At 60.1% G+C, this 26,064-nt stretch carries 24 protein-coding genes; 10 read left to right on the forward strand and 14 right to left on the reverse strand.

The window, feature by feature from the left end; all coding sequences use genetic code 11:
• The first annotated feature begins 113 nt into the window (after positions 1–113).
• Positions 114–1,262 (forward strand): HD-GYP domain-containing protein, encoded by a 1,149-nt coding sequence (locus tag IGW03_RS04980; protein ID WP_194721416.1) that lies wholly within the window; start codon positions 114–116, stop codon positions 1,260–1,262.
• A 29-nt stretch (positions 1,263–1,291) separates the two neighbouring features.
• Here the strand turns inward: IGW03_RS04980 and IGW03_RS04985 are convergent, their stop codons facing one another.
• Entirely contained in the window at positions 1,292–1,942 is a 651-nt protein-coding gene (locus tag IGW03_RS04985; protein ID WP_194721417.1) for a glutathione S-transferase family protein, read from the reverse strand.
• Between the two features lie 199 nt (positions 1,943–2,141).
• Between IGW03_RS04985 and IGW03_RS04990 the strand changes: the two genes are divergently transcribed.
• The 5 genes from IGW03_RS04990 to IGW03_RS05010 all read left to right on the forward strand — a co-directional run bounded on the left by IGW03_RS04990 (position 2,142) and on the right by IGW03_RS05010 (position 6,967).
• Entirely contained in the window at positions 2,142–2,921 is a 780-nt protein-coding gene (locus IGW03_RS04990; RefSeq protein WP_194721418.1) for an oxepin-CoA hydrolase, alternative type, read from the forward strand.
• Between the two features lie 21 nt (positions 2,922–2,942).
• On the forward strand, positions 2,943–3,653 hold the full coding sequence (locus IGW03_RS04995; RefSeq protein WP_194721419.1) for a histidine phosphatase family protein: 711 nt from the start codon (positions 2,943–2,945) through the stop codon (positions 3,651–3,653).
• A 115-nt stretch (positions 3,654–3,768) separates the two neighbouring features.
• The gene (locus tag IGW03_RS05000; protein WP_194721420.1) at positions 3,769–4,830 is read left to right on the forward strand and encodes a phosphotransferase family protein; all 1,062 of its coding nucleotides are present in this window, start codon (positions 3,769–3,771) and stop codon (positions 4,828–4,830) included.
• A 54-nt stretch (positions 4,831–4,884) separates the two neighbouring features.
• Positions 4,885–6,147 carry an acyl-CoA dehydrogenase family protein gene (locus IGW03_RS05005; RefSeq protein ID WP_194721421.1) on the forward strand — a complete coding sequence of 421 codons (1,263 nt, stop codon included), beginning with the start codon at positions 4,885–4,887 and terminating at the stop codon, positions 6,145–6,147.
• Between the two features lie 127 nt (positions 6,148–6,274).
• Positions 6,275–6,967 (forward strand): glutathione binding-like protein, encoded by a 693-nt coding sequence (locus tag IGW03_RS05010; RefSeq protein WP_194721422.1) that lies wholly within the window; start codon positions 6,275–6,277, stop codon positions 6,965–6,967.
• A gap of 64 nt (positions 6,968–7,031) precedes the next feature.
• Here IGW03_RS05010 and IGW03_RS05015 read toward each other — a convergent pair whose 3' ends face one another.
• The 11 genes from IGW03_RS05015 to gcvH form a co-directional block, all read right to left on the reverse strand.
• Positions 7,032–7,490 (reverse strand): MaoC family dehydratase, encoded by a 459-nt coding sequence (locus IGW03_RS05015; RefSeq protein WP_194721423.1) that lies wholly within the window; start codon positions 7,488–7,490, stop codon positions 7,032–7,034.
• 48 nt (positions 7,491–7,538) lie between these two features.
• Entirely contained in the window at positions 7,539–8,003 is a 465-nt protein-coding gene (locus IGW03_RS05020; protein WP_323744934.1) for a MaoC family dehydratase, read from the reverse strand.
• Positions 8,004–8,134: 131 nt separating this feature from the next.
• Complete coding sequence (locus tag IGW03_RS05025; RefSeq protein ID WP_194721425.1) at positions 8,135–9,274, reverse strand: acyl-CoA dehydrogenase family protein; 1,140 nt, start codon at positions 9,272–9,274, stop codon at positions 8,135–8,137.
• A 7-nt stretch (positions 9,275–9,281) separates the two neighbouring features.
• Positions 9,282–10,478, reverse strand: a complete 1,197-nt coding sequence (locus tag IGW03_RS05030) for an acyl-CoA dehydrogenase family protein (RefSeq protein WP_194721426.1) — start codon at positions 10,476–10,478, stop codon at positions 9,282–9,284.
• 213 nt (positions 10,479–10,691) lie between these two features.
• On the reverse strand, positions 10,692–11,147 hold the full coding sequence (locus IGW03_RS05035; protein ID WP_194721427.1) for a DUF1178 family protein: 456 nt from the start codon (positions 11,145–11,147) through the stop codon (positions 10,692–10,694).
• 182 nt (positions 11,148–11,329) lie between these two features.
• Positions 11,330–11,584: a hypothetical protein gene (locus IGW03_RS05040; protein WP_194721428.1), complete on the reverse strand. Its 255-nt coding sequence runs from the start codon at positions 11,582–11,584 to the stop codon at positions 11,330–11,332.
• Positions 11,585–11,876: 292 nt separating this feature from the next.
• The gene (lipA, locus tag IGW03_RS05045; RefSeq protein ID WP_194721429.1) at positions 11,877–12,860 is read right to left on the reverse strand and encodes a lipoyl synthase; all 984 of its coding nucleotides are present in this window, start codon (positions 12,858–12,860) and stop codon (positions 11,877–11,879) included.
• 7 nt (positions 12,861–12,867) lie between these two features.
• Positions 12,868–13,992 carry a glycine cleavage system aminomethyltransferase GcvT gene (gene gcvT / locus IGW03_RS05050; RefSeq protein WP_194721430.1) on the reverse strand — a complete coding sequence of 375 codons (1,125 nt, stop codon included), beginning with the start codon at positions 13,990–13,992 and terminating at the stop codon, positions 12,868–12,870.
• A 53-nt stretch (positions 13,993–14,045) separates the two neighbouring features.
• The gene (locus IGW03_RS05055) at positions 14,046–15,425 is read right to left on the reverse strand and encodes an L-serine ammonia-lyase (protein WP_194721431.1); all 1,380 of its coding nucleotides are present in this window, start codon (positions 15,423–15,425) and stop codon (positions 14,046–14,048) included.
• Between the two features lie 77 nt (positions 15,426–15,502).
• On the reverse strand, positions 15,503–18,367 hold the full coding sequence (gene gcvP, locus IGW03_RS05060) for an aminomethyl-transferring glycine dehydrogenase (protein WP_194721432.1): 2,865 nt from the start codon (positions 18,365–18,367) through the stop codon (positions 15,503–15,505).
• Positions 18,368–18,466: 99 nt separating this feature from the next.
• On the reverse strand, positions 18,467–18,847 hold the full coding sequence (gcvH, locus tag IGW03_RS05065; protein ID WP_194721433.1) for a glycine cleavage system protein GcvH: 381 nt from the start codon (positions 18,845–18,847) through the stop codon (positions 18,467–18,469).
• Between the two features lie 102 nt (positions 18,848–18,949).
• On the opposite strand from gcvH, the gene IGW03_RS05070 reads away from it, so the two are divergent.
• The 4 genes from IGW03_RS05070 (at position 18,950) to IGW03_RS05085 (ending at position 23,689) form a co-directional block, all read left to right on the forward strand.
• Complete coding sequence (locus tag IGW03_RS05070; protein WP_194721434.1) at positions 18,950–19,168, forward strand: hypothetical protein; 219 nt, start codon at positions 18,950–18,952, stop codon at positions 19,166–19,168.
• A 353-nt stretch (positions 19,169–19,521) separates the two neighbouring features.
• Positions 19,522–20,841 carry a tyrosine-type recombinase/integrase gene (locus IGW03_RS05075; RefSeq protein ID WP_194721435.1) on the forward strand — a complete coding sequence of 440 codons (1,320 nt, stop codon included), beginning with the start codon at positions 19,522–19,524 and terminating at the stop codon, positions 20,839–20,841.
• Positions 20,842–22,351: 1,510 nt separating this feature from the next.
• On the forward strand, positions 22,352–22,549 hold the full coding sequence (locus IGW03_RS05080) for a helix-turn-helix transcriptional regulator (protein ID WP_194721436.1): 198 nt from the start codon (positions 22,352–22,354) through the stop codon (positions 22,547–22,549).
• 255 nt (positions 22,550–22,804) lie between these two features.
• On the forward strand, positions 22,805–23,689 hold the full coding sequence (locus IGW03_RS05085; protein ID WP_194721437.1) for a hypothetical protein: 885 nt from the start codon (positions 22,805–22,807) through the stop codon (positions 23,687–23,689).
• A 241-nt stretch (positions 23,690–23,930) separates the two neighbouring features.
• Here the strand turns inward: IGW03_RS05085 and IGW03_RS05090 are convergent, their stop codons facing one another.
• Together IGW03_RS05090 and IGW03_RS05095 are read right to left on the reverse strand one after the other, a co-directional pair.
• Positions 23,931–24,905: a hypothetical protein gene (locus tag IGW03_RS05090; RefSeq protein ID WP_194721438.1), complete on the reverse strand. Its 975-nt coding sequence runs from the start codon at positions 24,903–24,905 to the stop codon at positions 23,931–23,933.
• Positions 24,906–25,212: 307 nt separating this feature from the next.
• A complete protein-coding gene (locus tag IGW03_RS05095) occupies positions 25,213–26,064 on the reverse strand; it encodes a DUF6920 family protein (protein WP_194721439.1) in 852 nt (283 codons plus the stop codon).

Below are 26,064 nucleotides of genomic sequence, written 5' to 3' on the forward strand. Positions count from 1 at the left end.
AGAAACAGGTAAGGACGAACGCAGCAACAGCAACACGGAAAAATTATTAAAAGCAGCCGCCGGGAACAACAATCACAAAACCGGCAAGCCGGCCATGGCAATGGGAGGAGTAGATGGACCATCGAAGACTCAGCTTGTCAGATATCGCCATCGGCGAACCGCTGCCCTGGGATGTGTACGGCGAAGGCAACAAGCTGTTGCTGCGGCGCGGGCATGTTCTTCAGAGCGCCGGCCAACTCGAATCGCTGCTGCAGCGCGGACTTTTCGTCGACGCAGCCCTGCTCGACGGCGCGCAGAAGCGCAAGGATCTGCAAGCGCAGCAAGCCCGGCGCGAAACGCCTTCCGCCCTGCGCTTCATCAACCTTGCCGGCAAGCGTCTCGAGCGCCTGCTCTACAACCTGGCCAATGAAAGCGACGCCGCGGCCAAGGTCCTTGAGGTCGCCAAGGCTCTGAACTATGCGGTCGACATCAATGCCGATGTCGCGCTGGCCAGCGTACTCCTCAATCAGCAGGAAGGAAGCTATGCGGTACGCCACAGCGTCGATACCGCCATCGTCGCCCTGCTGATCGCCAGGTCGTTGCGCAAACCACCCGAGGAAATCCAGTTCATCATGGCGGCCGCGCTGACGATGAATATCGGCATGCTGCGACAGCACGATCTGCTGCGCAACAAGCAGACGCCCCTGACGGAACCGGAGCAGCAATTCATCAGGTCGCATGCGCAGAGCAGCGTCGCCCTGCTTGAACAGGCCGGCATCACCCAGAGGGAATGGCTGGATTACGTCGCGCTCCATCATGAAAACGATGACGGCAGCGGCTACCCTTCCGGCAAGACGCTGGCCGACATTCCGCAGAATGCCAAGATCGTTTCACTGGCGGACCGCTACTGCGCCTGCGTCACGCAGCGCGCCTACCGCAAGACGCTGCTGCCCAACGCCGCGCTGCGCGAAGTGCTGCTCCCCGGCGGCAAGCCGGGCGACGCAATGCTGGCCGCTTACTTCATCAAGGAGATCGGCACCTATCCGCCGGGCTGCTTCGTGCGGCTGCAGAATGGGGAAATCGGTGTCGTAACCCGGCGCACCAAGGAGGCTTCGGCTCCCGTGGTCCATGCCTTCATCGGTCCGCGCGGCGCCCCGCTGTCGTTTCCGATACAGCGGGATACCACCAAGGAGCTGTATGCGATACGCGAACTGCTGGCGCCGCAGCAGGCCACGCTTCGCTTTAGCATGCAGCAGCTCTGGGGCGACGAAGCGGCGCTGTAGCTTCGTCACCGCAACATGCATGTCGTCTGTCAACGCTTGTTGCGCGCTGCCATCTCTTCCTGGTTGATCTTGCGATCGGCATTGACGCGCTGCGCCGCCGGCCTTTCGCCCAGCATCTTCACATAGTCGCGCACCGGCAGGCCTGCCAGCGCGTCTTCGCCGTAGATGATCTTCGATGCCATGCTGACGAGCGGCAGGTGCACCATGCCCGCGCAGTCGGCCATCGTGAATTCAGAGCCGGCGAGGTAGGGCGAAAACTTGGCGAGCTTCGAGAAGCCTTCGACATTGCGCTTCAGCAGCTTCTGCACCCGCTCCTTGGTTTCATCGCTGACCTTGCCGCCGAAGAATGCCTCTGCATACAGTTCGCGCACTACCAGCTCCAGGTGCAGTTCGGTGAAGGTGATGAGTTCCCTCACCTTGGCTGCGGCGAACGGATCTGCAGGTATCAGGGGCTTCTGCGGATAGGCGCTTTCGAGATAGTCGAGAATGACCTGGGATTCGCAAAGACGGCCATGATCGGTCTCGACAAAAGGCACCTTGCCGAGCGGAGAGCGTTCAAGCAGTTCCGGCGTGCGGTCGAGCCACACCAGCTCTTCTTCGAATTCGACGCCCTTCTCCAGCAGCGCGAATTTCACTTTGTTGTAGTAGTTGCTTGCGGCAAATCCACATAGCTTCAGCATGCTCGTCTCCATGGTTTGTTGTTTTGCGAGCGGCAAGCTTACCGCAGAACAGCTTGGCTCTGCCAGTCATCATCTCCGCACCGCTTTCACCGGATTGCGGCATTTCGGCAATAATAGCGAAGCCGCTACATCGCCCCGCTCCATGTCGATCATGCATTCAATGACGGGCGGGCCCGCAACCAACCGATAATTTGCTGCCATGTCTGCCGAACTTCGAGCCTCGCGCCAGGACGCGACGCTGATCCTGACCATTTCCAATCCCGGCGCCAGAAACGCGCTGCATCCCGACATGTATGCGGCCGCCATCGAGACCCTGACCACGGCCGAGCGCGACGACTCCGTGCGCGCCGTCGTTCTGACGGGCGCGGACGGTTTCTTCTGCTCCGGCGGCAATCTCAAGCGGCTGCAGGAAAACCGCAGCAAGGACCGTTCCGTGCAGGCCGATTCCATCGACAACCTGCATGGCTGGATACAGGCGATCCGTGATTGCCCGAAGCCGGTGATCGCCGCGGTGGACGGCATGGGCGCAGGCGCCGGCTTCTCACTCGCGCTGGCCTGCGACCTGATCGTTGCCGGCGCCTCGGCCAAATTCACCATGGCCTATGTGAAGGTGGGCCTGACGCCGGACGGCGGGGGCAGTTGGTTCCTGTCGCAGGCCCTGCCGCGCCAGCTTGCGTTCGAGATCATTGCCGAAGGCAAGGCGGTCGGAGCCGACCGCCTGCATCAGCTCGGCGTGGTGAACCGCCTCGTCGCCGATGGCACCGCGCTCGATGCCGCGCTGGCGTGGGCCGATGAACTGGCCCAACTGTCTCCGAATTCTGTGGAACGCATCAAGTCCCTGACCTTGGAAGCCGCCGGTAACAGCCTGGCGCAGCACTTCGAATCGGAGAAGCGGCATTTCGTCGAAAGCCTGCATCACCGCGATGCGCACGAGGGCATCACCGCCTTCTTCGAGAAGCGCAAGCCCAACTACAAATAAAAAACGACGGTGAGGAAAACCATGAGCGAACAACGGCGCCGCCGCATCTACCTGATGCGCCATGGCAATGTCACCTACTTCGACAGCCAGGGCAAACCCTTTCTGCCCGAGCAAGTTCCTCTGAATGAACTCGGCCAGGCGCAGGCAACGGCGGCAGGCAAAATCTTCGCAGAGGAAAAACTGCATTTCGACCGCGTCATCGTTTCCGGCCTGCCGCGCACCGTCGAAACGGCGACCCGGGTGCTTGCGGAAACCGGCCAGCAGATCGCGCTGGAACATTGGCCCGAACTGGTGGAACTGCGCGGCGGGAAACTGTCGGCCATTCCGGACGAGAGCCTGCGCGAAGCCTTCGTCGGCGCATTCGACGGCGTCGTGCCGGAAGACAAGCGCTTTCTCGGCGGCGAATCGATCGGCGAACTGATGGACCGCGTGCATCCCTGCATCGACCGTCTGCGCGCCGACAAGACATGGGATACCATCCTGCTGGTACTGCATGGCGGAGTCAACCGCGCCATCCTCTCCTATGCATTGACCAACCAGCGGCTGTTCCTCGGCAATCTGGCCCAGACCGCCGGCTGCATCAATGCCATCGACGTCGGAGAGGCGCATGCCGACTGGGTGGTCCGCATCGTCAACTTCTCGGCGATTTCCAGCCTGCAGGGCGAATCGCGGCATACGACGATGGAAGTCCTGCTGGATCAATACCTGCAGTCGCGCAAGCGTCAGAATTGACGCCGCATCCCGTCTTCGACTCTCCGAAAACAGAAAAAATAGAATAGTACGATCGTACGCTTTTCGCTGTAGAATGTGGCGATAACGATTTCCAGCTGTTCGCAAAGGAGACAAGATGTTTGAAGAGTTCATGGGCACGCGTCCGGTATCGGAGCGTCAGAAGTTCGACATCGGCGCCATGCAGGAATACATGCGGCAGCATGTGGATGGCTTTTCCGGAGACCTCGCCGTCGAGCAGTTCAAGGGCGGCCAGTCCAATCCCACCTTCAAGCTCACCGCCGGCGGCAGGAGCTACGTGCTGCGCACCAAACCCGGTCCCGCCGCCAAGCTGCTCGCCTCCGCCCATGCGATCGACCGCGAATTCCGTGTCATGGATGCCCTGAACAAGGCGGGCTTTCCGGCGGCGAAGCAGTATGCGCTGTGCACCGATGAATCCGTGATCGGCCGCGCCTTCTACATCATGGATTTCGTCGACGGCCGGGTGCTGTGGGACCAGTCGCTGCCGGGCATGAGCAACGACGAGCGCGCCGCGATCTACGATGAAATGAACCGCGTCATCGCACAGCTGCACACCATCGACTATGCGGCCATCGGCCTGGCCGACTACGGCAAGCCGGGCAACTATTTCATGCGCCAGATCGACCGCTGGACCAAGCAGTACAAGGCGTCGGAGACGGAAAAGATCGAGGCCATGGACAGGCTGATCGAATGGCTGCCGAACAATATCCCTCCTGGCGACGACACCAGCATCGTGCATGGCGACTACCGCCTCGACAACATGATCTTCCATCCCACCGAGCCGCGCGTGCTTGCGGTGCTCGACTGGGAGCTGTCGACGCTCGGCCATCCGCTGGCCGACTTTTCCTATCACTGCATGAGCTGGCATATTCCGCAGGGCCAGTTCCGCGGCATTGCAGGCATCGATTACCTTTCCCTCGGCATACCGAGCGAAGAGGATTACATCGCCAGATATTGCGAGCGCACCGGCAAGACCATCAACCGCAGCGATTTCAATTTCTACCTTGCCTACAACATGTTCCGCCTCGCGGGCATCCTGCAGGGCATCATGAAGCGCTATGTCGACGGCACCGCGTCGAGCGAACAGGCGCTCAAGTCCGGCCAGGCGGCCAGGCCGATGGCGGAAATGGGCTGGGCTTACGCTTCCGGCCAGAAGTAACGAACATCCGACGAAGACACCGAGACACCACCGAGAGACCACCAAGGAGACGACATGGAATTCGAATATTCCGACCGCTGCAAGGAATTGCAGGAAAAGCTGCTCAAGTTCATGGATGAGCACATTTATCCAAGGGAAAAGGAATTTGACGAGGAAGTCGACCGCAACGGCCGCGAGAAGGGCAACCGCTGGATCCCGACGCAGCTGATCGAAGAACTCAAGCCGAAGGCCCGCGCCGCCGGCCTGTGGAACCTGTTCCTGCCGAAGTCCACCCGGGCTCCGGAAGGCCTGTCCAATCTCGATTACGCACCGCTGTGCGAAATCATGGGCCGCGTCTCCTGGGCGCCTGAGGTCTTCAACTGCGCCGCACCGGATACCGGCAACATGGAAACCATCGAGCGCTACGGCACCGAGGAACACAAGCGCCAGTGGCTCGAGCCGCTGCTGCGCGGCGAGATCCGCTCGGCATTCGCGATGACCGAACCGAACGTGGCCTCGTCGGACGCGACCAATGTCGAAACCCGCATCGAGCGCGACGGCGACGAATACGTGATCAACGGCCACAAGTGGTGGATTTCCGGCGCGGGCGATCCGCGCTGCAAGATCTTCATCCTGATGGGCAAGACCGATCCGAGCGCGCCGCGCCATTCGCAGCAGTCGATGATCCTGGTGCCGCGCGATACGCCCGGCGTGACCATCAAGCGTCCGCTGCCGGTGTTCGGCTATGACGATGCGCCGCACGGCCACTGCGAAATCCTGTTCGAGAACGTGCGCGTGCCGGCCTCCAACATCCTGCTCGGCGAAGGTCGCGGCTTCGAGATCGCCCAGGGCCGCCTCGGCCCGGGCCGCATCCACCACTGCATGCGCGCCATCGGCGTCGCGGAACGCGCGCTGGAATACATGTGCAAGCGCCTCAACCAGCGCGTCGCCTTCGGCAAGAAGGTGTCGGAGCAGAGCGTCTGGCATGAGCGCATCGCCGAGTCGCGCATCATGATCGACACCGCGCGCCTGCTGACGCTGAAGGCCGCCTACATGATGGACACCGTCGGCAACAAGCATGCAAAGGCGGAGATCGCGATGATCAAGGTGCTGGCGCCGAATGTCACGCAGAAGGTGCTCGACTGGGCGATCCAGGCGCACGGCGCCGGCGGCGTCTGCGACGACTTCCCGCTGGCAGGCCAGTGGGCGGGCAATCGCACGCTGCGCATCGCCGACGGCCCGGATGAGGTGCACCGCAATTCCATCGCCAAGCTGGAACTGGCCAAGCACATGGCCATTCCCGCGCGCGACCAGGAACTGCCGATCACCCGTTCCTGATCGCGTTCCGAAACGTCATGCCGCTTCGGCGGCATTGACACAGGGCTCCTGCAAGGACTGTCGAATCGCTGCATAATCGTGCTGCGTTTGACAGTCCAACAATAATTGCACAACTGCCGGAGCCCACATGATCGATGTTTATTCCACCGCCACGCCGAACGGACACAAGGTTCACATCATGCTGGAGGAATGCGGCCTTCCCTACCGCGTCCACCACATCAACATCAGCGAGGGCGACCAGTTCAAGCCCGAGTTTCTCGCCATCTCCCCCAACAACAAGATTCCCGCCATTGTCGATTCCGATGGTCCCGACGGCCAGCCGATGTCGCTGTTCGAGTCGGGCGCGATTCTGGTTTACCTCGCCAGCAAGACCGGCAAATTCCTCGGCAATACCGACCGCGAGAAATTCACCACGCTGCAGTGGCTGATGTTCCAGATGGGCGGCGTCGGTCCGATGCTCGGCCAGGCGCATCATTTCCGCATCTATGCGCCGGAGAAGGTCGAATACGCAGTCAACCGCTATACCAATGAAGCCAGGCGCCTGTACGGCGTGATCGACCGCCAGGTAGCCAAGACCACTTATCTCGCCGGCGACGAATACACCATCGCCGACATCGCCACCTTCCCTTGGCTGCGCTCTTGGAAGAACCAGGGTATCGATTGGGAGGAGTTTCCGAATGCGAAGCGCTGGTTCGATGAAATCAGCGAACGGCCGGCGGTCAAGCGCGGCGTCGAAGTGCTGGCCAGCCTGCGCAAGCCGATCTCGGATGACAAGTCGAAGGAAATCCTGTTCGGTGCGACCCAGTATCAGAAGCGCTGAGTGCGTCGGTAACTGCAAAGAAAAAGGGCTGCCGATGCAGCCCTTTTTTCGTTTCCGCCTCGAGTTACCAATAGCGGCGCGACACCGATTCCGCGACGCAGACCGGCTTGTCGCCGCCCTCGCGCTCTATCGTGACGGTCCACACATTCTGTACGCCGCCCGGAATCTCTTCGACTTCCTTGAGCACCATGCGACCGCGCACCCTGCTGCCGCTGGGCACCGGCGAGGGAAACCTCACCTTGTTGAGCCCGTAATTGACCCCCATTTTCGCCGTCGGAAAAGAGATCGCGCTTTCGGTAATCATCGGCAGCAGCGACAGCGTCAGGAAACCGTGCGCGATGGTCGTGCCGCCGAACGGCGACTCCTTGCGGCAGCGCTCCTCGTCGAGATGGATCCACTGATAATCGCCGGTCGCTTCGGCGAACTTGTTGATGCGCTCCTGCGAAATCTCGAACCAGTCCGTTACCGCGACTTCCTGGCCGAGCAGGCTCTTCAATTCCTCTACCGATGCAATCTCACGCATGCTGTCTCCGTTTATAGTTGTGTTGAAGCGGCCCTACTCTTGCATCTCCTACTGCGGCCGCCGGCCGTACATGCCCATGCCCTTCACCGTCGCTACCAGTTCGCCGTGCTGGTTTTTCGCCTGCCATTGCGTCATCACCACGCCGCGGTCCGGCTTGCTGGTCGACGGGCGTGCTTCGAGAATGGTGGTCGATACCGAGAGCGTATCGCCGGCGCGCACCGGCTTGAGCCAGCGGATTTCATCGACGCCCGGCGAACCCATGCTCGACGACTGGCGCAGGAAATGATCCACCATCATGCGCATCATCATGCTGCAGGTATGCCAGCCGCTGGCGATGATGCCGCCATAGATGGAATTGGCCGCGGCATCCTTGTCGACATGGAAGGGCTGGGGATCGAACTTGGAAGCGAAGTCGATGATTTCCTCTTCCGTCACCGTCCGCGTTCCCACTTCGATGGTCTTGCCGGTTTCAAAGTCTTCGAAATACCATTTCTTCAGTTCCGTCATCTCGATCCTCTTTATTGATTCGGCCCGAAAAATGGTTCATTTTTCGTGTCGCTGATCTCACCCTCTACCTCCGGGAGAGGGCCGGGGTGAGAGGATCCGGCTCAACCTATTTGCGGGCCGGATCTCTAGTCCTTCGGTCAGGCTGCGTTGCGGAAGCCCGGCTGCGATGCGAACCTTGCCAGGTGATGGTCGGTATCGCCCAGCGTCAGATCGATCATGGTCAGGCGCTTGAAGTGATGCGCAGCCGGCAGCTCATCGGTGACTCCCATGCCGCCGTGGAGCTGGATCGCCTGCTGTCCGACATACTTGAGCGCTTGTCCAACGCGCGCCTTCGCAGCAGAGACCACGCGGCGGCGCTCTTCCACGTCGCCAGATGATACCTTGACCGCGGCCAGGGTCGCCATCGAGCGTGCCTGTTCGGCCTGCATAAACATTTCCGCCATGCGATGCTGTAGTGCCTGGAATTTGCCGATCGGCACGCCGAACTGCTGGCGCGTCTTCAGGTATTCCAGCGTGGCGCCGTTCAAGGCATCCATCGCGCCGACGGCCTCGGCGCACAAGAGCGTTGCGCCATAGTCGGCCGCTGCCTCGAGGATGTCCCAGCCGGCGCCCGCGCCACCGACCAATGCGCCTGCCGGCACGCGCACATTGTCGAAGCGGATGTCGGCAGCGCGCAGGCCATCGATGGTGCGATAGTCGCGGCGCGTCACGCCGGCCGCATCGGCGGGCACGACGAACAGGGAAATGCCGCTCGTGTCGCGCTGCGCGCCGCCCGAACGTGCGGAGACGATCAGCTTGCCGGCCTGGCCGCCGTGAATCACGACGGTCTTGGTGCCGTTGATTACATAGCCGTCGCCTTCGGCCTTGGCTGTTGTCGCAATGTCGAACAGGTCATGCCGCGCCTGCTTCTCGCCGAGCGCCGCCGCGAGCTTCAGTTCGCCGGAAGCGATCTGCTCCAGCAGCGCTTCCTGGCCGCCTGCCAGCTTGAGGAACTGCGCGCCCAGCACGGTGGCGAAGTACGGCTCCACCACGATGCCGCGGCCCAGCTCCTGCATCACGACCAGCATGTCGACTGCCGAACCGTTGAAGCCGCCCTGCTCTTCGGGTACCGGCAATGCGGTCATGCCGAGTTCGACCAGCGTGCCCCATGCCTGGTCGGACACGCCCTGCTCCGAATGAACGATCTTCTTGCGGTGCTCGAAGGTGTAATCCTTGTCGATGAAGCGGCGCAGTGCATCCTTGAATTGTTGCTGCTCTGGTGTGTAGTTGAAGTCCATGTCCGCCTCACAGTCCCAGGATCATCTGGGAGATGATGTTCTTCTGAATTTCGTTGGAGCCGCCGTAGATCGATGTCTTGCGGAAGTTGAAGTAGTACGGTGCGAGCGGCGCCGCATCATTGTCTTCCGTGACTGCCTGCTCCTGCTCGCCTTCGAGATAGGCCGGATCGAAAGGCATGGCATAGGGGCCGACCGCTTCCACCATCAGTTCGGTGAGCGTCTGCTGGATCTCGGTGCCCTTCACCTTGAGCATCGACGCCTCGGGTCCGGGACCGCGCTTCGAGCTTTCCTGCGACAGCACGCGCAGCACCGTCATCTCCAGCGCCATGATTTCGATCTCCAGGCTGGCGACCTTCGCCGAGAACACCGGATCGTCGAGCAGCGGCTTGCCGTTTTTCATCTGCTTGTCGGCGAGGCGCTTGAGGAACAGCAGTTCGCGCTTGGCGCGGCCGACGGCGGCTATGTTGGTGCGCTCATGGCCGAGCAGGTACTTGGCGTAGGTCCAGCCCTTGTTTTCTTCGCCGATCAGGTTCTCGACCGGTACTTTCACGTTGTCGAAGAAGACTTCGTTCACCTCATGCTCTTCATCCAGCATGATGATGGGACGCACGGTGATGCCCGGCGTCTTCATGTCGATCAGCAGGAAGGAAATGCCCTCCTGCTTGCGTGCCGCCGGGTCGGTGCGCACCAGGCAGAAGATCATGTCGGCATGCTGGGCCAGCGTGGTCCAGGTCTTCTGGCCGTTCACGATGTAATGGTCGCCCTGGCGTTCAGCACGAGTCTTGAGCGATGCGAGGTCGGAGCCGGAACCGGGCTCGGAATAGCCCTGGCACCACCAGTCGTCGCAATTCAGGATGCGGGGCAGATAGTAATTTTTCTGGGCTTCATTGCCGAAGGCCATAATCACCGGCGCCACCATGTTGACGCCAAACGGCAGGATGGCCGGTGTTCCGGCGGCGGCGCACTCTTCTTCCCAGATATGGCGCTGAACCGGCGTCCAGCCTGTGCCCCCGTACTGGACGGGCCAGCCGGTGCCGACCCAGCCCTGCTTGGCGACGATCTTGTGCCAGCGGACGAAGTCTTCTCTCGATAGGCGTTTGTGGTTGAGAACTTTTTGCTGCAGGTCTTTTGGCAGGTTCGCGTCGAGGAAGGCGCGAACGGTATCGCGGAAAGCCAAATCTTCCGCCGTGTAGTTCAAATCCATGCTGTCTCCTTGTAAGCCCGGCTAAATAGCACGACCGTTCTAAAACGATTATACAGGTGTTTTTTTCTGCATGTCCAAATAATATGGAACCCGATTCTGCAGAACAGAGAGGAAAAACAAGGAGGCATGAAAAAAGCACGTCGAGCGTGCTTTCTTGAGGGCTGTCGTGCTTGTGGGCCTGCGCAGGGGATGCCTGGGCCGAAGCAGGAAGAATTATTGAAGCGGCTGCTTCAGCGCCGCCGGGATCGGCAGGGACACGACTTCAATGCCCTCGTCCGCAAGCGCTTCGCATTCGGCCGGCGAGGCAACGCCGCGTATGGCCCGCTCGGGCGCCTCCTGGTAATGAATGCGACGCGCTTCCTCGACGAAGCGTTCACCGACATCTTCGGTATTGGCCACCACCTTGCGCAGGATATCCATCATTGCAGCTTGAGCCTGAGCTTGAGCCTGAGCTTGCGCCCTCGCCAGCGCAGCGCCGTTGTCTTCCGGCTTGCTCGCCGCCGAAGAGAGATTGAGCCGCGGAGCGGACGGCATCCTGGACACATCCGCGCTCTCGCAGAACGGACATTCGATCCGGCGCTCATCCGACTGCGTCAGGAAGTCCTGTTCCGAGGAGAACCATCCTTCGAAACGATGACCCGCTGCGCAACTGAGGTTATAGACTTTCATGGTAAGGCATGAAATGGTATGAAACGGTCGGTCTAACCACGGCGTCATTGTCCAGACGCCCGGCCCGACAAGAAGCGGCGCTCAGCAAGCTCCGACGAGGCGGCTATTGTACCGCCTCCGTTTCAATTCGTTCCACGCCGACCGATTGGCTTCAGTCATGACGTGCCTGAATTACATTCGAGCTAGTCCTTGAATTCGAACTGCTGCTGCGTCGGCAGTACCGGTTTCGCGCGGCGGCGCGCTGTTTGTGTTTCGAAGCCGCCCGTCAGCTTTCTGACGCTGTCCTTGATTTCCATGACTTGTTCAGCCTTTGCCATGCGCACGAGGCTACGCAAGCTCTCACGGTAAACGTGGCGTTCCCGTACATCGGCGTTGTCTCCCAAGGTTGCCGTGACCAGAGTCTCGATCACTGCGTCGGTCTCAAGCTTTTTCTTCATGGCTTTGCACTTGCTGGTTAAAAGGACACAAAGGACAGAACCAACCGCTTTTGAAACTACAGCGTCGCAATTGTGCTTTTATTTCCCAAGTGAATGATTGAGCAATATCAATCGTTGATCTTTATGGAAACATTTCCAAGGAACTAATTTTCATAAAAAATGCCCGCATGGCCGGTCCGGCGATGCGGGCAAAATTTTTGGGAGGTGTTGGGGCCCGACGTCACGTCATCCCAGGGATCGGTCTCATCACGCCGGTGTGGCAGTACGCCATTTCGGCAGAAACGGCTACCTCTTACGAAACGAGTTTCCTGGCCTGTTCGTCGGCATGATAAGAAGATCGCACCATCGGGCCGGAGGCCACATGCGAAAACCCCATGCCTTCGCCAAGACGGCGCAGCTCGTCGAACTCGGCGGGCGTCACGTAGCGCTGCACCGGCAGGTGGTGTGCGCTCGGCTGGAGATACTGCCCCAGCGTCAACATCTGGACATCATGGGCACGCATGTCGCGCATGACCTGCTCGACTTCTTCCAGCGTTTCACCCAGGCCGAGCATCAGTCCCGACTTGGTGGGAACCTGCGGCTGCATTGCACGGAAACGCTGCAGCAGCTGCAGCGAACCGAGATAGTCGGCGCCGGGCCGGGCCTGCTTGTAAAGGCGCGGAATGGTTTCCAGGTTGTGGTTGAAGACGTCGGGCGGCTCGGCGCTCAGAACCTCCAGAGCCACGTCCACTCGGCCGCGGAAATCCGGCACTAGCACCTCGACGGCAATGCCGGGACTCTGCTCACGCGTCGCCGAAATGCATGCCGCAAAGTGCGCGGCGCCGCCGTCGCGCAGGTCGTCGCGGTCCACCGACGTGATGACCACATAGTTCAGGCCCATGTCGCGAATCGTGCGCGCCAGATTGGCCGGCTCTTCCGGGTCGAGCGGATTGGGCCGGCCATGACCCACGTCGCAGAACGGGCAGCGGCGGGTGCAGATGTCGCCCATGATCATGAAGGTCGCCGTGCCCGACTTGAAGCACTCGCCCAGATTGGGGCAATTGGCCTCTTCGCAGACGGTATGCAACTTGTTCTCGCGCAGGATGGCCTTGAGGCGCTTGACTTCCTGGGTGCCGGTGAATTCCGCCCGTATCCATTTCGGCTTGCGCAGCATCTGCGCCGGTTCGGTCGGCGCGATCTTGATCGGTATGCGCGCCATTTTCTCCGCGCCCCGCAGCTTCTCGCCTGCCACGACCGGCCGCACTGCCGGCTTGTCCTGAGTCTTGATGTCGCTCATCGTTTTCTCAGCCCCGGTAGTAGCGCTGCGGGGTGAACGGCGTCTTCGCCACTTCGACAGGCACCGGCTTGCCGCGCACGATGGCCTGCAATGCGGTTCCGATCCTGGCGGCATCGGTTTCGACATAGCCCATGGCGACTGGTGCGCTGACCGTCGGGCCGAAGCTGCCGCTGGTGACCTTGCCGATGCTCCGGCCCGAGGCATCGACCAGTTCGGCACCTTCTCTCACCGGCATGCGGTCCTTGACCAGCAGGCCGACGCGCTTGCGCGTTGCGCCTTCGGCCAACTGGTGCAGGACGACGTCAGCGCCGAGATAGCCGCCGGCACGGGCGCCATCGGCACGCCGCGACTTCGACAGGGCCCAGGCGAGGCTGGCCTCGACCGGCGTCGTGTTCTCGTCCATGTCATGACCGTAGAGGCAGAGACCGGCCTCGAGCCGCAATGAGTCACGCGCCCCGAGCCCGATGGGCGCCACCTCCGGCTGTGCCAACAGCAGGCGAGCCAGTTCTTCCGCCTTGTGGTTGGGCACCGAAATTTCGTAGCCGTCTTCGCCGGTGTAACCCGACCGGCTGATGAAGCACTCGGTGCCCGCCAGGTTGACCTTTCCGGTCTTCATGAACACCATGGATGCGGTCTCGGGCGCCAGCCTTGCCATCACCGCTGCGGCCGCAGGTCCCTGCAGGGCCAGCAATGCGCGGTCGTCCAGCGCCTCGATGGTGCAGCGGCCGCCGAGATGCTTTTGCATGTGCGCCAGATCCTGCTGCTTGCAGGCAGCATTGACGACGACGAACAGATGATCGCCGCCGTTGGATACCATCAGGTCGTCAAGAATGCCGCCGCGCTCGTTGGTGAACATCGCGTAGCGCTGCATGCCGACCGGCAGGTCGATGATATCGACCGGCACCAGGGTTTCGAGCGCGGCGGCCGCGTCCGGCCCGGTCAGCCTGACCTGCCCCATGTGCGACACGTCGAACAGACCGGCCTGGGTACGGGTGTGCGTATGCTCCTTCAGGACGCCGGTCGGATACTGCACCGGCATCTCGTATCCCGCGAAAGGCACCATCCTGGCGCCGAGTTCCAGATGCAGGTCATACAGCGGCGTGCGCGCCAATGCTTCGGTTTTGGTATCCATTGTTCGTGTTCCTCAAGTTTTTCGTTATTGAATGCGGTTGCGCATGCGCTTCATCAGCATTCGATGACATTGACTGCAAGGCCGCCGCGCGCGGTTTCCTTGTATTTGATCTTCATGTCGGCACCCGTCTCCCGCATGGTCTTGATGACCTTGTCGAGGGAAACGAAGTGATGGCCGTCGCCGCGCAGCGCCATGCGCGCCGCATTGATGGCCTTGATGGAGCCCATCGCATTGCGCTCGATGCACGGCACCTGGACCAGCCCGCCTATAGGATCGCAGGTCAGGCCGAGGTTGTGCTCCATGCCGATTTCGGCAGCGTTTTCCACCTGCGCGGGCGATCCGCCCATGACTTCGGCCAGCGCCCCGGCAGCCATCGAGCAGGCCACGCCAACCTCCCCCTGGCAGCCGACCTCGGCGCCGGAAATCGAGGCATTTTCCTTGTACAGGATGCCGATGGCCGCTGCCGTCAGCAGGAAGCGGACGACGCCTTCGTCATTCGCGCCCGGTATGAAGCGATGGTAATAGTGCAGCACCGCCGGCACGATCCCTGCCGCGCCGTTGGTGGGCGCGGTGACGACACGGCCGCCGCCGGCATTTTCTTCGTTGACCGCCAGCGCATACAGATTCACCCAGTCGAGTGTGGTCAGCGGATCGCGCAGATTGGCTTCCGGCTGGCTCGACAGCTTGCGGAACAGCTCTGCGGCGCGGCGCTGCACATGCAAACCGCCGGGCAGTATGCCCTCCCGCTCGCAGCCCCGCTTGACGCAATCCTGCATGACCTGCCAGATGCGCAGCAGTCCCTGCCGGGTCTCGGCTTCCGGCCTCCACGCGCTTTCATTGGTCAGCATCAGCTGGCTGATGGACATGCCATGCGTGCGGCACAGCGACAACAGTTCATCCGCGCTGCGGAAGGGATATTTGAGAACGGTGGTATCCGGCACGATCCTGTCCGCGCCCAATGCCTCCTCATTGACGACAAAGCCGCCGCCGACCGAATAATAAGTCTTGGAAGCCAGTACCTGCCCTGCCCTGTCGAAGGCGGTGAAGCGCATGCCGTTGGGATGATGCGGCAGCGATTCGCGCCGATACATCAGCAGGTGTTCTCGCTCGAGGAAAGGGATTTCCTTCTCGCCGAGCAGGCGGATGCGCTTCGCAGCGCGGATCGCGGCCAGCCGCTCGGGAATGCTGTCCGTATCGACAAGATCCGGCGCCTCGCCTTCCAATCCCAGCATGACCGCCTTGTCGCTGCCATGCCCCTTGCCCGTCGCCCCGAGCGAACCATACAGCTCCGCCTTGATGGATTCGGTCGACGCGAACGCTCCCGAAGCCTTCAAACCCGTGACGAACTCCAGGGCGGCCCGCATCGGTCCCACCGTATGAGAACTCGATGGTCCGATGCCTATCTTGAACAACTCGAATGCGCTGATGGCCATGTCATTGCCTGCAAGTGGGTTGCCCCGGTTGAGCCGCGAATCGGATCTGCAGCCGCGGCTAGATCGGCTTGTTCCGCTTATTCGTAATCGGACATCGGCGGGCAGGCGCAAACCAGGTTGCGATCGCCGTACACGTTGTCGATACGGCCGACCGGCGGCCAGTACTTGCCGCTGCGCAGCGATGCCACCGGGAATGCAGCCTGTTCACGCGTATAGCTGCGATTCCATTCGCCGACGAGGTCCATCGCCGTATGCGGCGCATGCCGCAGCACGCTGTCATCGGCGGTGGTGCTGCCGTTTTCGATCGCGCGGATCTCTTCGCGGATGGCGATCATCGCATCGCAGAAGCGGTCGAGCTCTTCCTTCCCTTCGCTCTCGGTCGGCTCGATCATCAGCGTGCCGGGCACCGGAAAGGACATGGTCGGCGCGTGGAAGCCGAAGTCCATCAGGCGCTTGGCCACGTCGTCAACCGTGATGCCGGTATCCTTCAACGGACGCAGATCGACGATGCATTCATGCGCCACGATGCCGTTCTCGCCCGCATAGAGAATCGGATAGTGCGGCGCAAGCCGCTTGGCGATGTAGTTGGCATTCAGGATCGCTACCTGGCTGGCCTGCTTCAGGCCCTGGCGGCCCATCAGCTTGATGTAGGTCCAGCTGATCGGCAGGATACTCGCGCTGCCCCAAGGCGCCGCGCAGACCGGCGCCGCCTCGTTGTCGAGCATGCGATGGCCCGGCAGGAAAGGCGCCAGATGCGACTTGACGCCGATCGGCCCCACGCCCGGTCCGCCGCCGCCGTGCGGAATGCAGAATGTCTTGTGCAAATTCAGGTGCGACACGTCGCCGCCGAACTTGCCCGGCGCGCAGAGGCCGACCATCGCATTCATGTTGGCGCCGTCGATGTACACCTGGCCGCCGTGCTCATGCACGATCTCGCAGATCTCGCGCACCGCCGCCTCGAACACGCCGTGCGTGGACGGATAGGTGATCATGATTGCGGCGAGATCAGCCGCATGCTTTTCTGCCTTGGTTTTCAGGTCGGCCACGTCGACATTGCCTCGCTCGTCGCACTGCACCACCACCACCTGCATGCCGGCCATGTGGGCGGTCGCAGGATTGGTGCCGTGAGCGGAGCTCGGAATCAGGCAGACGTTGCGGTGCCCTTCTCCGCGGCTCTTGTGATAGGCGCGGATCGCCAGCAGGCCGGCGTACTCGCCCTGCGAACCGGCATTCGGCTGCAGCGACACTGCATCGTAGCCGGTGCAGGCCACGAGCATGTCCTCGAGTTCGCGGATCATCGCCTGATAACCCTGTGCCTGGTCGAGCGGCGCGAAAGGATGAATGCTGCCGAACTCCTTCCAGGTGACCGGAATCATTTCGGTGGTCGCATTAAGCTTCATCGTGCAGGAGCCCAGCGGAATCATGGTGCGGTCGAGCGCCAGGTCCTTGTCGCTCAGGCTGCGCAGATAGCGCAGCATCTGGGTTTCCGAATGATGCGTATTGAAGACCGGATGGGTCAGGTATTCGCTGGTGCGGTGCAGTGCCGAAGGAATTCGATCAGCGGCTTTTGCATCGCATGCCGCGAAGGAAGGAATCGCCTTGCCTTCGCCTGCAAAAACTTCCCACAGTGTCTCGACATCCGAGCGCGTGGTTGTTTCGTCGAAGGAAAGGCCGAGCGTGGCGTCGTCGATCTCGCGCAGGTTGATCGAACGCGCCCGCGCCGCTTCGTGAATGGCGCGCGTACGGTCGCCGGTGCGCACGGTGACGGTATCGAAGAATGCAGCCGTGGCGACCTGATAGTCCAACTCGCCCAAGCCTTGCGCGAATGCGGAGGTCAGGCGATGTACGCGCTGTGCAATGGTCTTGAGCGCCTTAGGGCCGTGATAGGCCGCGTACATGCCCGCGATATTCGCAAGCAGTACCTGGGCGGTACAGACGTTGCTGGTGGCCTTCTCCCGGCGGATGTGCTGTTCGCGTGTCTGCAGTGCCAGGCGATAGGCCTTGTTGCCATGGCTGTCGATGGATACGCCGACGACGCGGCCCGGCATCAGGCGCTTGTTGGCATCGCGCGTGGCGAAGTAAGCGGCATGCGGACCGCCGTAGCCCAGCGGAACGCCGAAACGCTGCGCCGAACCGACGGCGACGTCAGCGCCGAACTCGCCCGGCGGCTTCAGCAGCGTCAGTGCCAGCAGGTCGGCCGCTACGACCACGAGCGCCTGCTTCGCATGCGCCTTCGCGACCGTATCCGCATAGTCATGGACGTCGCCGTCCACGGCCGGATACTGCAGCAGCACGCCGAAGCAGTCGCACTGCTCCAGATCGGTGCGATGGTCACCGACCACCACTTCAACCCCGATGGGTTCGGCACGCGTGCGGACCACGTCGATGGTCTGCGGCAGGCACTCTTTGGATACGAAGAAGGTCTTGCTCTTGCTCTTGGAAGTGCGCTGGCAGAAGGTCATCGCCTCGGCTGCGGCGGTCGCCTCATCGAGCAGGGATGCATTGGCGATTTCCAGTCCGGTCAGATCGCAGATCATGGTCTGGAAGTTGAGCAGCGCTTCGAGCCTGCCTTGGGAAATCTCGGGCTGATAAGGTGTGTAGGCGGTGTACCACGCCGGGTTTTCCAGCAGGTTGCGCAGGATGACCGTCGGCGTATGGGTGTTGTAGTAGCCCATGCCGATGAAGGACTTGAACACCTTGTTCTGCGAGGCGATGCGGCGCAGGGCATCCAGCACTTCCGGCTCGCTCTGCGCGTTTTCCAGCGCCAGCGGCTGGTGTGACAAGATCGCTTCCGGGACGACCTTGCCGATGAAGGCATCCATCGAGTCGAAGCCGAGTTCGGCTAGCATGGTCTGTTGATCCGCATCCGACGGACCGATATGCCGTTCTATGAAATCCGCGTGCTGCTCCAACTGCTCAAACGCGACCCGATTCTCAGCCATGCTAACCTCTATCACAATGAATTGAATGCCTTGCCTAATGCCCATGCGGCGCCGTCGATTGCCGGCGGCGCCCGTTACCGCTTATCGACCGCCAGCCGTTCAGCCCAGCGATTCGATGTATGTCTTGTAGCCCGCCTCGTCCATCAAGGCATTGATTTCGTCGAGCGATGCAGGCTGAAATTTGAAGAACCATCCGTCGCCCATTGCATCTTCATTGACCTTGCCCGGCTCGTCCCCGAGGGCGGCGTTCACTTCGATGACAGTGCCGCTCGCCGGCATGAGGATCTCGCCCGCAGTCTTCACGGATTCAATCACCGCAGCCTCGTCGCCTTTTGCGTATTCCTTGCCGGCTTCGGGAAGCTGCACATAGACCAGATCACCCAGATGATCCTGGGCATAGTCCGTGATGCCCACAGTGACCTGCCCGTTATCTTCGATACGCAGCCATTCATGCTCCTGGGTGTACACGGTCTTGCTCATCAGCTTTCTCCTGAAAATATTGGATAAAAATGCTTGGCGAAATGCCTAATTGGAATGCGCAGATTGTAGAGGCTTCCAAGTTTTCATAGTACTCAAAACAGCATGCAAAACATTCAAATAACGAAAAGCCTTTTCGAAATTTTTATTTTTATAAAAATTCCTCGCAAAATGTTTTTATTCGAAACACTTCGAGCTGCACCTGAAAAGACGGCAGATTGCTGGCAAGGAAGACAACGCGAATTACGCCCTTCAAATCCACCATTGATCAAGAGTTTCCGGCTGACCTTACGTTCCGCTCGCATGGGAGCAGACACGACGTGAAACCGCAAGCAGCGGGAGAACAGCAGTTGAGGAATGATTGCCAAGCCTTGATGACAGGGAAAGCAAGGGAGCAATGAGGAAAGGCTTTGCGGCGGAGCCGGGAGATAAACTGCGGTTTGGTGCCGAGACCGGAATCGAACCGGTACGCCCCCTCTCGGGTAAGCGGCGGATTTTAAGTCCGCTGTTTTTTTTGTCCTGAGACAACCGGGAACGTCCTCGGATATCACAAATTTCCCTTTTAATTCAATAGGTTATAGAATTGTCTTGTCCAAGAGAATCTTGGAAAAACTTCGGTTGTGCTGCAATGAACTCCCACCACAACTACCACCAATTTTCTGCACAGGAGCATTCCAATGGCTATCGAGGCGCGTTCCAGGAGAGGTCCCATCGCGCTGAGCGAAGAACGGCTTCGCGAGGCCAAACCTGAGGCAAAGCGTTATGAACTCACCGATGCTCCCAAACGCGGCGAAGGGGCGCTGCTCGTCCGCGTTGAGCCCTCTGGAAGAAAAGACTTCTACTTCCGCTATTTTGTCAAGGGGAAAGCCTTTTTCATCAAGATCGGGCGCTTCCGTGAAAAGAAAAACGACGGCGGGTTAACCTTGGAAGATGCCCGCAAAAAGGCTGCCACCCACACCGCAATCCTGCGCGAACACGGCGATCCGAAGCTGAAAGCGCTGGAACAGGAACGTGCGAATGAACAACAACGACGGGAACTCGAGTTTCAAAAGAAACAAGGCACGCTTAACCAGTTGATCGACGCCTACATTCGCAGTCTGAAAAGCAAAGGCAAGCCAGAAGCGGCGCATGATACAGAGATTACCCTGGCACTTCACGTAACCGAGGCTCACCCAAAGATCGCCACTGCCAAGGCAAAAGACGTAGCTCCCGACGACATTACAACCATCCTGGCTACCATGCTTGGCAACGGCATCACGAGGCGCGCTAACATTGTCCGCGCGATGCTGCATGCCGCCTTCGCGTATGGCGCCAAATGCGAACTCAATCCGTTGCACGTTGCCGCCGACGGTGTAGCTTTCGGCATTCAGTCCAATCCAGTAGCGCTGGTACCGTTACAGGATCAATTCGATAGGGTAGGAAAAAGGGTGCTTACTGATGAAGAATTAGGCGCGCTGTGGAACGGGGTACAGGACCGCCCGTCTCACCTGCGTGCAGCCCTTCGTCTTGCGATTCTTTTCGGCGGCCAGCGCATTACCCAGCTCACGCGCGCGAAATGGCACGACTATGACCGTACAAAGCACGTTTTAACCCTGATCGATTCGAAAGGCCGTGGTCCCGAACGTACCCACTTATTGCCCATAAGTGAATGGGCGAGATCGATCCTAACCGACATCAAGGAAGGTGACGGCGACAACTATATCTTTGCCACGCGTCGGCATACGCGCGTAACCGTTGAGCAACTATCCGCCATCGTCAGGGAATTTGTTAAAAAGAACGGGATTGCCCATTACCGTCTGGGCGACTTGCGTCGCACCGCTGAAACGCGAATTGCCAGCCTGGGAGTGAAAAAGGACATCCGGGCACAACTGCTATCCCATGGCAGGACCGGTGTGCAAGATACCCATTATGATCAGTGGGAATACCTGCCCGAGAAAGTCGATGCCCTCGCAAAGTGGGAAGCCTATTTGAAAGCTGTCTTGGATCGACCCGCCTGACGTTGCCCCTCAGCTCGAGTACTAGGCTGGCACCAGGACCGGGGCTCGCCATCGCGGCCAGCCCCTCCTTTCAAGGCTGTTGCGTGGACCGATGAAAGCACCCTCGGTCCCCCCTACGCTGCGCCTGTGGACTATCTTCTCGAATCGTCTGTGTGATGGCATGGCGCCGGGATACGGCCATCTAAAAACCCGACGATCTTGCGTTCGCACGACGAAAGCACTTATTCCTCTATCCCCGCCAGAACCCGGTGTCCGTTGAGTGAGCCGGCCACCAGCCGCATTACCATCCGACGTCACCAGCCATACATGTAAGACATCGTTTCTGATCGTCGACAGTATTTCCCGGAGCTGTGGATTGGCCTTGCATGCCGACGGCGCGCTGGGTGGCGCGACCGGAGGTTGATTGAGGAAACTGTGGTTACCTGAATGAGTACCGGACCAGTACTCGGTACCGTACTTCACAACAGTACAGTACTCAGTGGCGGTACTGTACTTCGCGCCATGGATTGCATCATGTTGGGAAGACACCGGCCGCTGTGCGCCACTTCACTTCAGCACATCCATAGGGCGATTGACTGCCCGTGTCGTCGAACTGGCGGGAGCTTTTTTCAATGTCACGCAGTAGAGCCTGACTCGCCAGCAGCCAGACTGTCACAGTTATCAACAAAGGCCGCGTGGTTAGCGTCTTTCCGCGCCCTCACGCCTCTCTGAATTTAGCACCCGACCGCCCCTGAAAAGTCTAGAGGTAGCCTAGACAAAGATCCAGAGGTCCTCGCCGACGCGATTCCGGTCGCGCGTCAGGAATGGTGACGGATGTGTGCGTGGCTTACGCAAAAGAACGCGCAGGTGCCGGTTTTTCGCCCGAACAGGCACGGGCTAAGGCTAAGACCCATTGTCAATTTAAGCACGGGAAAAGCGGAAAGCGACTGTCGCTACCATTCTGCGCCAGTAACAGAAAGCGCGGCTGATCCATGAAGCGCTGGGCAATGGCACGTAACGCTACCCATGAAAGAGTTCGCTGCTCCAGTGCTCAGCTTCGTCGCCGGAGCGCTTGCGGGCATGCCTAACCAGAGTCAGAGGAGCGGCGCAATTCCATGCCTGCCTTGCGTGCCGACGTTTACTCATTGGGACGCCAGTAACTGTTGCGGTTTTGGTCCTATAAGAATTACTAGTAATTCGCCAAAAACCGGCAATTCTTGCATAACTGCCAATGTTTCGGCCCGAATTGCTGCTTCCGGCGCGGTTCGGTATGCAATGATTTGTCCATGTCTGCTGCCTGCGCACCGGTACGAATAAGGCGACGGGAACATGGGTAATTATGCCATGTAGCGGACGTGGCCCGGAACCTCCGGAACTGCAATAGAAACACAATGCCCAGCTAACAGGGTGGACGGCGCATGACCGACACAGTTCGCAGCGATGCCAATTGAATCGTGTCATGCACGGCTCTCATCGGATGAGACATGTTCACCTGTTAGCTCGCCGGCTGTTTGACCATGAGATGGGACTTATGCCAACAGACTGCAAATTCGTGAAAATCGGAATTGTGATGAAGATGACCGGAAAGTCGCGCAGCGCAATCTATGCTGAAATGGACCGCTCGGATTTTCCGAAACAGGTGAAAACCGGTAAGCGTGCTGTCGCGTGGGTGTTGGAGGATATCCTCCAATGGCAACAAGATTGCATTAGGCGTTCCCGTGGTAGCTGACCCAATATGCCGGCGGATGCCGGATAGCAAGCGCGGCGTCGGCACCCCCTGTGAACCGCGAAGGGTGGTGCCGTCAATATGCTCGGACAGGAGGACTTTTTCTCCGAGACTGGCAACGCTACGGGAGAAATCAGTATGTTCCTCCTGTATCAGCCGCAAAGGCCCTCGCGCGACTGCTGTGATTCACCTAACCGGATAGCGGCACCAACCTTGGATTTCTGTGTGATGCGTACGCCATTTTCGAGGAGATTACCCATGCCCGACCCGACCGATATCGATGCCCAAGAACGGCAGTATCTTGATTTTGTCGAGACGTTTCACAAGCTGAAGGCTGCCCAGCACAATGGCAAGGACCCCAGCTATACCATCTTGGCGGCCACACTGCACATCTCGAAGAGCACGGTATCGAAATGGCGCGGCCGCATGCGGCAAGAATCGGGATGTGCCTCTGACATTGAAACGATACCCCCGGAACTCCTCAAGGCATTCCGGCGCGCTGTGGAACAGGCAGTCGCGCGGGAACGCGAGTTGCACAAGCAGGAACTTGAGACCTGCTACGAAAATGAAACATCACTGGCGCAGGCCCTTGAAGACGCTGAGACGGCGCTGCTTGCGTCACAGAAAACCATTCAGGACCTCAAGGAACGACTCTCGGCAGCAGAGGCGCACCGGAATCTGCTGGACATTCTGCATGATCGACTGCAAATATCCCATACCCATACGACCGAACGGCTCAGCGAAGCACGCGCAACGTCTCACTTCATTGAGGCGCTCAAACGTCAGAATATTGACGTGCTCCGATTTGTTACCCAAGCACCCGCTTCCCCTCCGACTTCCAGCCGGCCGACGCCGCCCGACCATGCCGTGGATGCGTCAGCAATGCCATTCCGTCAGCGCGACGCAGACGAAGGGCGCCAAAAAGGCATCGAAACAGCCGCAACCACCCTTCGTGCGAAACCGACGAGCGGTCTGCGCCTGCACAGCAATTCGCCGGTCCACCGGCCACGGCAGCAACGATGGCGGCCACTGGCCACTGCGCTCAGACTTCCCGGAGGAAGACGCAAGTTAAGGCAGCCGACTCTGCCACATGCCGGGCTGGAGAAAAACGACGCGCCAAACGATGCACGCGGCTTCCAATAACGTTGCGATGCCGTTGACACTGCATGTGTCTGAAGCGTTGCGGTCCTGCTGTTCGGACCGGAGAGCGCCTGGCAGGAACACCATGTTGGGGTTCGTTCGTGACGATGACTTGACCGCACTCGTTCGCGAAGGGCGACGTCGCGAACATAGTTTGCGGTGTTACGCGACGTGACGCCGGTTCTTACCAACCAAACCTTCGGCCATTGACCAAGCAGCCATGCAGCGCTCTGGAGGAGGGGCATCAATGCCGAACGATCCACTGCCGAGCGGGCATGACTACGATTTCCCGCGCGCCGGACTGGCCAGGCGGTGTGTCAAAGGCGCTCACGCGAACATCCATGGGACCAGCGGGAAGTGTACTTGTATCCACGTCGAGAAAGGCGAACGTGCCGTCGAAGGATTCGACAAAGTTGGCAATGATCGGTGTATAGCCTCCTGCAGGCAGCAATTCCACATTTTTGATGCCGGTCCCCTGCACTTCCACCGTGACCCAGCCGGTGACTGTGGCGCCATGCATCGGTGCCGTGGCGACTCGCGCGGTAAAGCTGCCGTCGTTGCCATTGCTGATATGCCAACGCCGGGTTGCCATGGGAATTGTCTCGATGGCGCCCGGTTGTCCCGGCGCGACATTGAAGGCACTGATCCGCAAGTCGGCCGGCCCATCGGGAAGCCCCCGCGTGTCGAAGTCGAGCCAGGCAACCGTCTTGTCGGCGGAGACATTGAACTGTCCATGGCGGGGTGCATAACCGCTGGCAGGCAGCAATTCGGCATTTGTGATGCCGGTTCCCCGGATCTCAAGACGTATCGTGCCCGAAACGCGCGCCTCGGCCGGCGGGGCGGCCGCAAGGGTGGCCTCAAAGCCAGTCGGGATCGCAGCATTGTTGATGATCCATGTTCTTGGCTGCATGCCCACCATTTCGATTGCGCCGGGCTGCCCCGCAGCCACATTGAACGCGCTCATTCGCACCTGCACCGGGCCATTCGGAAGCGTGCGTGTGTCGAAATCCAGCCAGCCGACAAACTGGTCCCTCGATAGGCCAAAGACGCCGTACTTCGGCAGGTATCCGGTTGCCGGGAGCAATTCGACGTTTGCCATGTCGATTCCACGTGCTTGCAGGCGGACAATTCCCGAAAGCGTTGCACCGTCGGGGGGCGCCGGATCGTTGAAAACAATGAACGGCGCGTAGGGGTTACCGGAACAGGTGGGATTGAACATGCATGTGGATGTCATGCGTCCATCGACGGTAATATGAGTCGGGAGCAAGGCGGTCGTCCCTTTCGGGGCGGCGTCGGCCAGATCACTTCCGCTTCCGCCGCAGCCTGCGACAAGGAGTCCGAGATAGACAGACACGCATGCAAGACTTGATCTCGTAAACATAATAGTGAACCTCCAACGTTGAAATGACTGACAAGCAGGCAATCCCACTTCAGTCAAACTGCAGTTCCTGAACCGCCAACGACGCCGCGTGCGTAACATGACTCAGTCGGGCGTGCCACAAAGTGCAAACCATTAGCGGTAGCATTCAAACCTCATGTTCAATCGATGTGATGCGCCCGCGCCAGTATGTTTTCTCGTCCTCATCGAGTATCCATGCCACCTCCCCCGCCGAAGGCATGAGCACGCCATTGAAGACGCGATACTCATGGAAGCGCCCCTGCCACGGCGTCGGAACGATTCGTCCACCGACACTACGGCCACGAGATTGCGCGCGGACGCGGGATATCAGTCCATCGTCGTCGAACGTAAAGTACAAAGCGACGCGTGCATGCCCGTCCGCCAAGATGGCAAGCGCGGAATCCGCATCGACCGCTTGCCATTGCACACCCTGGCTTGGCAACAATGCTGTCGGATACCAGACGGCCTCGGCCAGGAAGCGCATCAGCTCTCCTTCTGCCAACGCATCGCTGTCCTGCTGATGAGCCAGGGCAAACCGGCCGAATAACTTCGCATCCAGGATGCCGAGCCCGGCAAGATACGTATCATGCACTTGCAGTTCGATTCCGGGACCCAAACTGATGCGAGCATGCCAGTCGAATCCAGGCGGCTGCGTGGTAACGACCTGATCGGAGAGGAACGGTAGCCATCGTCCTGACTCAAGCGTCATCCTGAAACTGCCGCGGTGCTGGATATGTGCGCCGTTTACGATCGGTTGGCCTTCTCTCAGCACCTTGCGAAAGTATCTTTGCACTACCGGCGGCAATTCACCAATGTCATGAAAATCGACCGCAGCCGTGCATGGTGGTCGTCGCCGTGCAAGAAGTTGCCGCCGCAAGCCGGCCGTGTGTGCCGCATCTCGGCGCATCCCATGCCGGTTCAGGGCAGCGGTAACCGCCACAACAGCAAAACCCAGGACGGCCAAGGGCAGCGCACGCAT

It is taken from the genome of Noviherbaspirillum malthae, assembly GCF_015352985.1.
Classification (GTDB): Bacteria; Pseudomonadota; Gammaproteobacteria; order Burkholderiales; family Burkholderiaceae_D; genus Noviherbaspirillum; species Noviherbaspirillum malthae.